The organism is Bartonella sp. CE47NXGY, from assembly GCF_042195415.1.
GTDB lineage: Bacteria > Pseudomonadota > Alphaproteobacteria > Rhizobiales > Rhizobiaceae > Bartonella.
Genome location: NZ_JBHIOI010000036.1, coordinates 1 through 9,813, shown reverse-complemented (window position 1 = coordinate 9,813; position 9,813 = coordinate 1). Strand labels below are relative to the sequence as shown.

Here is a 9,813-nt window from a genome sequence, read left to right as displayed (position 1 = left end):
GTTCTGATATTGGCTAAAAGCGCGTTTTGTTTAGCCATATCGGTTAATCCACTATAGAAGAGAGCATTTGGCATGACTAAGTAACTGGCCGTTTGTGCTACAGGGACGATCACACTTGGACCAGAACCAGAACCCGTTTCAAGAATTTCTTTATGTAAGCGGAAATCCCAGAAATTTTCATTCTTCTCATCAAAGAGGCTTTGTGCAACATCGGCTTGTCCGTGGCTTGACTCTGGTCCATAGGCCGTTAGCGTATATTTATAAGGCAAACGATTTCTTGTGGTATAGCCATTTACGAGTTTGAAAGAGTCTTCTTGTGCTTTTCCAGAAACTTGAATGAGCGAGAGGCCACCTATATTGGAAGGATCAGCAGCATTTATTACACTACTTTCATCTCCTGAATCGCTTTTGATATAAACTGTTGTGGAGCCTGAGACATCACCGTGGATCAGAAGTCTATCGGTTTTTTGATCGGCACTTGCTACGCCATCACTCCAAGCAATGTTGAAGTAAATCTTTGCATTACCAGAGGCGTTGTAGACTTCTTGCGTATCTGGTTTACCAGAACCTATATGCAATGTGTGATAATGATCTTCTACCAGTCCATCAAAAACAATAGAGCTGTTATCGAGATTAAGCGTGGAAATATCAGAACGAGATCTTTGAGCGATATCAAGTAGTTTTCCATCAGCATCTTTTTCTTTTGTACTGGTCTTTAGTGTCCATGTTGTCTTATTTTTTAGATCAAAATGTACATTTCTGTCTTTAGCAATATTCGCTCTGCCCTCTAGAGTAGACTGATCAGCGCTTAAGGTGAAGGTGCCATTGGAGATCGCTTTAACCTCTTTATTGTTCCAATAATTGTCATTTTTCCAAGATTTTGGATCTTCGAAAAGACCATCTCCTAACAATACATCAGCATGGATTTCTGAATTTTTGAGATTTGCTGTACCGATTGATAAAGTTGGAATATCTTCAATGTTATCGTTAGTGAAAGCTCCAATGAAAATTCCAGTACCATTTTCAGCGTGAATATCTGCATTGGTTAAATTGATTTCACTATTTTGATGTTTTTGCGGATCATTTGATTCATCGGTTTTGGTATTAGGGAGAGCTAAGAACTGCAAGCCGCTGATTCCTGCTGTTACAGAAACATCTTTGAGATCAATATGTCCATTAGCTGCCGCCCATAGTGCAACTTTTTTTGCTTCTATTTTATTTTTTATTGTATTCTCTGCTGCTCCAATATAACCATTCGTCATCTTAATTGTGCTATTATTTCCTGCAAAAAGACCAACATCAAAATTTTGAATGATTGTTTTACCATTTAATTCGATTGCACTATCAGTTTCTGCAACGTTTACACCAACGGTCATTGTTTTATTTTCACTACCAGTTATTGTTAAATCTCCGCTAATGATTTTACTTCCACCGTCTGCATAAAACCCTTCATCGACATTTTGAATGGTTGTTTTGCCCATTAACCTAACTTCACTACCAGAGTCCGATGTCCATATACCAGTGCGCTCGTTGTCGGGGCCTTCAAGTGCTTCACCACCGATTATCGATAAGTTTTCGCTAATGATTTTACCACTGTTAACTGCTCCAAGGCCGTCCAAAGTATTGTTAATTATTGTATCACCATGCAATTGAATTATGCTGTCATTGCCACTTACAAATGCACCGCTTCCTTTTCCCTCTGTTGTTAGAGCAACATCTGTGGCATCAATATGCCCACCGTTGATTGCGAATAACGCTGTTTTGTTCGCGGCTACGGATCCTCCCGTCATTATGATCTTAGATCCTGAACCGTCTGCAAGGAGTCCTTCGCCATTAGATGATATAATGTTAGCATTGTTTTTTAAGATAATCGTACTGCTGGTTTCGGCGCTTCCTCCTACATCACGTCCACTAAATGATCCTCCTGAGACCGTTATTGTTGAGTGGTTATTTGCAACTATACTGGCGGCTGCTTGAGTCACTGTTACATCTTTTAAAGTGACGGTACTTTTATCTGCTTTTATTCCAAAGTTCAGTAACGCATCGTCTTTATTATTCGATATCTTCACACCTTCCAGCTTGTTTTCACCGCTGTTACTGTTTAAGAAGCCCGCACCAACTAGAGAAGTTTTAATGGTTCCTCCAGTCATGTTTATTGCGCCACCATCGTTTGTTGTAAGTCCAATTTCACTATTACTAATCGTTGTTCCTTCAAGCAATTCAACTACACTGCCTTCGCCATTAGAAAATACACCAGACGATATATCTTCGTCATCTAGAGATACATCTGTAACATTTAGAGACACATTTGTGACCGTAATATGTCCACCATTTTCAGCAACCAATGCATTACCTTTCCCCGTGACGGTTCCTCCCGTCATGCTGATGGTGGAGTTTGAACTATTTGCATAGAGTCCAATGTTATCAGATGATGTAATGTTTGCATTGTTGGTTAAAGTGATGGCGCTGCCGTTTTGAGCAGATATTGTTGTATTTTGTGCATGAAATGATCCTCCTGAGGCTGTTATTGTCGAGTGATCATCTGCAACTAAGGCATTGGTTGCTTGCATGACGGTTACATCTTTTAAAGTGACGGTACTTTTATCTGCTTTTATTCCAAAGTTCAGTAACGCATCGTCTTTACTATTCGATATCTTTACACCTTCTAGCTTGTTTTCGCTGTTGTTACTGTTTAAGAAGCCAGCACCAACTAGAGAAGTTTTAATGGCTCCTCCAGTCATCTTGATTGCACCATCGTTTAGTGCTTGAAGCCCGAGTGCACTATTACTAATAGTTGTATTTCCAAGTAATTCAATTACACTGCCTTCACCAACAGAAAATACACCAGACGATATATAGTCGTCACTTGGAGCCACATCTGTGACAGTTAGAGCCACATCTGCAACAGTAATATGTCCACCATTTTCAGCAACCAATGCATTACCTTTCCCCGTGACAGTTCCTCCCGTCATTGTGATGGTGGATTTTGAACCTTCTGCATAGAGTCCAACATTATCAGATGATGTAATGTTTGCATCATTGGTTAAAGTGATAGTGCTGCCGCTTTTAGCAGATATTGTTGTATTTTGTGCATGAAATGATCCTCCCGAGATTGTTATTGTCGAATCATTCTCTGCAAATATACCGGCGGCTGCTTGAGTCACTGTTACATCTTTTAAAGTAACGGTACTTTTATCTGCTTTTATCCCAAAGTTCAGTGGCGTATCGTCTTTATCACTCGATATTGTCACATTTTCTAGTTTGTTTTCATGACTGTTACTGTTTAAGAATCCAGCACCAGCTGCAGAAGCTGTAATGGTTCCTCCAATCATCTTGATTGCACCATCATTTTGGAATGCAAGCCCGATTGCACTACCACTAATTGTGGTCTTTCCAAGCAATTCAATTACACTATTTGCGCCATTAGAAAATACACCAAATGACTTATCGCTATCATTTGTTTTTAGGGTAACATCTGTAACAGTAATATGACCACCATCTTCAGCAACCAAAGCACTCGCTTTTCCCGTGACATTTCCTTCTATCATTGTGATGGAGGAGTTTGAATCTTTTGCATATAATCCAACATCATCAGATGATGTAATTTTTGCACCGTTTGTTAAAGTGATGGCGCTGCCGTTTTGAGCAGATATTGTTGCATTTTGTGCATGAAATGATCCTCCCGAGATTGTTATTGTCGAATCATGATCTGCAAATATACCGGCGGCTGCTTGAGTCACTGTTACATCTTTTAAAGTGACGGTACCTTTATCTGCTTTTATTCCAAAGTTCAGTGGCGCATCGTCTTTACCACTCGATATTGTCACATTTTCTAGTTTGTTTTCACGGCTGTTACTGTTTAAGAAGCCAGCACCAGCTGCAGAAGCTGTAATGGTTCCCCCAGTCATCTTGATTACACCACCGTTTTGTGCTTGAAGCCCGATTGCACTATCACTAATCGTTGTCTTTCCAAGTAATTCAATCATGCTACCAAGGTCATCAGAAGCTACACCAAGTCCATCACCATTTGTTTTTAGGGTGACATCTGTAACAGTAATATGGCCACCGTATGTTGTCGTTACTGCTTCCTCTTTCGCTGTAATGCTCCCTCCTGTCATTTCGATGATGGACTTTGAACCTTCCGCATAGAGTCCAGCATCGTTATATGATGTAATTTTTGCACCGCCAGTTAAAGTGATGTTGCCGCCGTTTTGAGCAAATATTGCTGCTTTTTCTGCATCAAATGATCCTCCTAAGACTTTTACTGTGGAATCATATGCATCTATGGCAGTTTGTACTTGCGTCACTGTTACATTATTTAAAGTGACATTACTGTTAGTTGCCTTGATTCCATTGATTAGTGGCGCATCATCTTTCCCACTTGATGTCACTACATCTTTCAGTTCGTTTTCTTTGCTCTTGCTATCTAAAAAGAATGCACCAACTTTGGACGCTGTAATGCTTCCCCCAGTCATTGCGATTGCGCCACTTTCTTGTGTTTTTAACCCGATTGTCGCATCATTGATCTTTGTATCAGATAATTCAATCACACTGTTTTCACCTTGAGACAATGCGCCGAATCCACTCTCAATTTTAGTACCCTTATTATATGCAGGGTTATCCCCTTCTGTAGTAGGTGCACTTGTGGTATCTTCCTTAGCTGTTAGAGTACCACCCGTGACTTTAATATGACCACCGTCGTTTGTATACAATGCTGCGTCTTTTCCAGTTACGCTTCCCCCAGTCATTTTTATGGTGGTATTTTCATCATCGGCATGGAGTCCGTTACCATTAGATGAGGTAATGTTAGTACCGCCATCTACAGTAATGGTGGTGCCGCCCATAGCATATACGCCATCCATTTTACCTTCGAATGATCCTCCGGATACTATAACTTGAGAAACGACATCCGCAAGTATACCAGTTTCTGCTTGCTTAACTGTTACATTTTCTAAAGTGATAAAACTTTCGTTGTTTATTTCTATTCCAAGGAGTGATGATGCTTCATTTTTATTATCTGATATCACTACATTTTGTAGTATATTTCTACTATTCTTACTATCATCAATATAAACACCAGTTTGAGAAGCTGTAATGTTCCCCCCAGTCAGGTTGATGTTAGCGCCGTCTTTTACAGAAATACCAAAACGAACATCAGAATCAGTGCCTTGAATATTTAAGCCATTTAATTCAAGCGCACTGTTAGCACCTTCAACTGTTACAACATATTTATCGCTACCTGTGTCTGTATTTGTGTTTTTATTTCCAGTTACGGTTACAGTACTACCGGTGATTTTTCCTTTGTTTTTTACATAAATAGTCTCGTACGTTTTTCCGGATATATCTTTTTCTTCGTTGGCAACGTCAAGAGTTTCAGCATGTGCAGTGAACTGGATGTTGAATAGTATGATAGCAGCCGCAGCTGTGCATGATAAAAGGGATGTTTTATACACCAGTATTCTCCTTATGAGAGCCCCCAAATATTCATTTCCCCGCAAACTTCATAAGAAGAAGTGAAAATGGATAGTTGTTATTAATTTCAGTAATTGTCTTTATTTGGTAAGATATTTTTGGTTTTTTGTCAAAATTAAAAAACAAATGATATTAAATTTGTATTAATTTATATTTAATACACAATGTGTTTGTGATTATTTATATTATATAATTAAATTTATTGTAAATCTATATTATAGAAATTATAAATATTATTATAATACTTACATAAGTTATATTATTTTTTTATAAAGTAATAATAGTATTTTCTGTAATACTTCTGCATTTTTATAACTTATCAAAGTAAGTTATGACGGTAATACTCAAACACTATTGCTAGCACTTTTGATTATTTATACCTTATTTATCATAATATTCTAATATATTTGATCTTGATATCCAAAGGAGTTGGGTGCTCTAGTATAAGAATACATTTTTTCTCCTGTTGGGGATATTTTAATAGTATACGACTAAGTTTTTATAAGCTGTTGATGTATCGATGACATTTGAAAGAGCCAGAGCCCAAGCTTATAAATCTTAATCAATGAAGATGCTTCAAGTTGAAGGCTTGAAATCAACAGTGCTTTTATATCATCAAAGTGCACCTTCATTGAAGGATTATTGCTTTTATTATTTCGAATTTTTGACATATTTTTGACAATAAAATCTAAAAAAATTGTCTCTGATGAATTTTTTAATATAAAAAATATGTAACGTTTTTATGGTGATAGGTTTATGAGATATAAAGTTGAATTGGTAATCACCGTGATTGCTTTTACTCTCTCTGGTTGTTTTAATCTTGATGCTGAAAAAATAAAAAGAGACAAGAGTCCTTATCATGATGCATTCATGGATTGGTCGATGAAAGAAAAGTCTCTTACAAAAAATTATACTGCTATCATTATGGCTGATCCGCAACCGTGGCGTTTAAACTCTGGTGATGCCAATGGAATATCAAACAGAGAGCCATGGTTAAAGATAAATGAGCAGGTTGCTGGTGTGATAAAAGCGCACAAAGCTGCATTCCATATTGTCAATGGTGATCTGACGGAGTTTGGACAACAAAAAAACTATGATGATTATGAAAATGTTTATAAAACTCTTGGAGCACCTGTCTATGAGGGGCTAGGGAATCACGATTATGCCAATAATGTTGGTAATTGTACAAATCCTCAAGAATTCAGCTTTTACAAAGATGCTTGTGCTATAAGTGCAGTTTCAAGAATGGTATCGGAAATCAAAAAATACCGTAGTCAATTATCGCATTTCAATGCAGATGTTACTGAAAGCTTGGTTCCCATTTCGGGTGGAAATATTCGCTCGATAAGGGGGAGTTTGAGTTATTCTTGGGATTATGGAGATGTTCACTATGTGCAGCTTCACAATTATCCAAGCTATACGGTTGGTTTGAAGGGGCAGTCTACAGAAGTGCAAATCAATAAATCTTTAGATTGGCTTAGGAACGATTTAGCTGCTGCTGATGCAAGAGGTAAAGTGACAATCATTAATTTTCATGATGCGCGTGCTGCTTCCATTGATGGTGAATCCTTTTTTATTCGTAAAAAGAATGCTAAAGATTTGTCGGTCTTTAAGTCAATTATTACCTCTCATAATGTTAAAGCAATCTTCGTGGGTCACACGCATTATCAGTCTTATTGCCGTGCAAAAAATGATAAGGTTTTTGGAAATATCCCTATCTATACAGCTGGTGCGCTTTTTAATGGAGATTATTACCTCATAGATGTGAAAGGCAAGACCATTCACGTTAAAGCCTATAATGGAGAAATAGGAAAACCGCTTTTAATTAAAGATCTTGGTGTTATAGGGAAAGACACCCAATTTTCGGCAAGTTGCAGTAAGTTATAATAGGATTTGTTTCTTTGTCTTAAAGCATGAGGGAAAAAACGTATTATATGTGCGGACTTGAAGAGCAGTAGGAGTGTCTAAATGTTACTTAGAAATAGAGTGAAAAATCAGACATCTTTTTTATATCTTTTTCAAAGCTGTTAAGATTTCAGGTTATACGCTATAAGTGCAATGGTTTAATGTGAACTGAGCTTTAATACAAAGCAGAATAATGGTTTGTTATTCTATTTTTCTTTTTAGGCTTTCATCTTTGAAGAAAGGGGAGTTTGTCAAGGGTGTGTTCATAATTTGCTAGCACATGTTGTCCAGAATTATCAAGAAGGCTGTTTCTATTAGTTTGTTGCAGTATAATTATCAAGTTATGCCCTTTATTAGAGTTTATAATATCTACTCATGGGCAACTCTTTTCTTTTTCATAAGAAAAGCTTTTTATTTTGATTTTTTACTTATAATCTTCAAACAATTGATGTTTTGTGATGCTGTATAATTTCTCTTGATTAACCGTATGAACTTTTAGTTGTATTACAATTTTATCTTCTTCTTTTATACGTAAGTAAATCGTTACAATAATATGATACAAATATTGGAGTCTGTTTATAGCTGTTATGGTCTCATGCAATTATCCTTAGATGACTCTCACGTGTTTTGGCAGTTTTATCTTTGCTTTGAGAGAGGTGTAAAAAGGGAATTTTAAGAAGTTCCAGTTTAGAAAGAGCTTTTTTGCCCGCGAAAAGCTCTCTGATGCTGCCAAGGCTGGTATGGAACAAGCCGGCGAAGATTTAGCTAATTCGATTGTCGATGGCTTTATGTCGTCTATCTCACAATTGATGGATTATTGTAAATCTTTGCCCAGCCGCATTAAGGGGTGGATTGGTTCCATTGATGTAAGAGAGTTTTTGCCAAGTTTTTTGGGGGGTAAAACAGCCATCCAACCCATCGTGCAATTTGCGGGAGCTTCTCCTGTAAATTCATCTGCGAGAGAGCAAAGAGACAAAGACCGTTCCCCCATCACACACAATCAAAATGTCACAGTGCATGTTAATGGGGTGCGTGAACCCATGGCCACTGGTCGTGCGGTTGCCCATGCTTTGCAACGGGCACGCGCTAATGCGCTGCATGGCGGGACAGAATGAGGGGAGGGAGCCTATGAGAGATCCTTTGATGATGTTAGGACCGCATCAATTTTATGTGGACTGGCTAAATTTCCAATCCTTTGAAGAAGAGTTTTCTGCCTCATGGGTTTGTATGGAGCGTTTTGGCAAGGCACCCAGTTTGCAATTTACCGGCTATGGCAATGATGCAAAAACCATTCATGGGGTTTGGTTTCCAGAAGAATTTGGGGACCGGGTAGCGATAGATGCCATCACTACAACTATCCGAAGAGCAAAGCCGGTCCAGATGCTTCGTTGGATCAATGATACGACCTATAGTGTCCTTCTCCATGGACCCGTAGTAATCACCACGATCAATAAAGACCACGACTATATCAGTCGCTCTGGTCAATCCCAGCGCATCCGCTATTCCATTACGCTCTTGCCCTTTTTTAATGGCGGAAAACCACAAGGACAATACCAAGAGGGACAAATCCAAGTGGGACAAACTCTATGAAGATACCAGAAAAGCATGTTGTTGTAGAGTTAGAGGATATGAGTCTTGATCTCATCTGCTTTCAACATGCCATGGCAGTGTTCAGGGACCGCATCCAAGTTGGGGCACTAAACGGCTATTTAGAAGCCACCTTGGAAGCCAATCCAGAGGTTGCCAAATATGGTGTGCTTTTACCGCGGGGCTTAACGGTTATTCTGCCTGAATTTGTGTTGTCTAATCCCCAAAGCATGGTGAAGCGGTTATGGGATTAATGCGCACATACCCCTTTATTTTAGTCAAGGTGGGAGATAAACCTGTTCATGAGGTTTTTTATCAGCGTCTTTTAACCGCAACCATTACGGACCATGCCGGTAATGAAGCCGATACATTTGAAGCAGAATTTGATGATAATGGCAATGATTTAGAGGTTCCACAAACGGGCAACGCTCTCCAGGTGATCTTTGGCTATGAGAACAGCATCAGTGCATTTATGGGGCGTTTTGTTGTCGAATCGGTTGTAAGTTGTGGGGGCAGTGATGGAGAGATTTTGCGCCTTTGTGGCAAAAGTGCCTCGATGCGTAAAGAGCTTAAAGAACAGGTGAGTGAGCATTTTGATCACAAAACTGTTGCTGAGATTGTTGAGACACTGGCCAAACGCCATGGCTATCAAGCAAAGGTCAGTCCTCAGTTCACCAAACAAACTTTACCTTATGTGATTCGTACAGATCAATCGGCTGTTGATTTTTTAACCCGCCTTGCCGACCGCATGCGGGCACGTTTTTTAATCAAGGACAATAAGTTTTTGTTTTTAAGCGGGGACAATTTACCAGCACTCGAACTTTATAAAAATGACTGTTCCAACTGGGA

5 protein-coding genes and 2 pseudogenes are annotated in these 9,813 nt (G+C 38.7%); 5 read left to right on the top strand and 2 right to left on the bottom strand.

Annotation, left to right across the window (positions count from 1 at the left end):
• Together ACFIL3_RS11315 and ACFIL3_RS11310 are read right to left on the bottom strand one after the other, a co-directional pair.
• Positions 1-2,462 (bottom strand): autotransporter outer membrane beta-barrel domain-containing protein (locus ACFIL3_RS11315; RefSeq protein ID WP_404977460.1); only part of this gene is annotated, 2,462 nt, incomplete at its 3' end.
• 633 nt (positions 2,463-3,095) lie between these two features.
• A pseudogene (locus ACFIL3_RS11310) lies at positions 3,096-5,453 on the bottom strand (NosD domain-containing protein); the annotation flags it as partial.
• Positions 5,454-6,228: 775 nt separating this feature from the next.
• On the opposite strand from ACFIL3_RS11310, the gene ACFIL3_RS08145 reads away from it, so the two are divergent.
• The 5 genes and pseudogenes from ACFIL3_RS08145 to ACFIL3_RS08125 all read left to right on the top strand — a co-directional run.
• Positions 6,229-7,359 (top strand): metallophosphoesterase, encoded by a 1,131-nt coding sequence (locus ACFIL3_RS08145; RefSeq protein WP_375651423.1) that lies wholly within the window; start codon positions 6,229-6,231, stop codon positions 7,357-7,359.
• A 758-nt stretch (positions 7,360-8,117) separates the two neighbouring features.
• Complete coding sequence (locus ACFIL3_RS08140; RefSeq protein ID WP_375682044.1) at positions 8,118-8,492, top strand: hypothetical protein; 375 nt, start codon at positions 8,118-8,120, stop codon at positions 8,490-8,492.
• Between the two features lie 13 nt (positions 8,493-8,505).
• A complete protein-coding gene (locus tag ACFIL3_RS08135; protein ID WP_375682043.1) occupies positions 8,506-8,967 on the top strand; it encodes a phage tail protein in 462 nt (153 codons plus the stop codon).
• Entirely contained in the window at positions 8,964-9,218 is a 255-nt protein-coding gene (locus ACFIL3_RS08130; protein WP_375645172.1) for a tail protein X, read from the top strand. Before ACFIL3_RS08135 ends, ACFIL3_RS08130 begins: the two co-directional genes overlap by 4 nt.
• Positions 9,218-9,813: pseudogene (locus ACFIL3_RS08125) on the top strand (late control protein); the annotation flags it as partial. The gene ACFIL3_RS08130 and the pseudogene ACFIL3_RS08125, both read left to right, overlap by 1 nt.

What these genes read in the sequence shown, in the direction of transcription:
- ACFIL3_RS08145 (WP_375651423.1), top strand. Translation starts at nt 6,229, where the DNA reads ATGAGATATAAAGTTGAATTGGTAATCACCGTGATTGCTTTTACTCTC.
- ACFIL3_RS08140 (WP_375682044.1), top strand. Translation starts at nt 8,118, where the DNA reads ATGGAACAAGCCGGCGAAGATTTAGCTAATTCGATTGTCGATGGCTTT.
- ACFIL3_RS08135 (WP_375682043.1), top strand. Translation starts at nt 8,506, where the DNA reads ATGAGAGATCCTTTGATGATGTTAGGACCGCATCAATTTTATGTGGAC.
- ACFIL3_RS08130 (WP_375645172.1), top strand. Translation starts at nt 8,964, where the DNA reads ATGAAGATACCAGAAAAGCATGTTGTTGTAGAGTTAGAGGATATGAGT.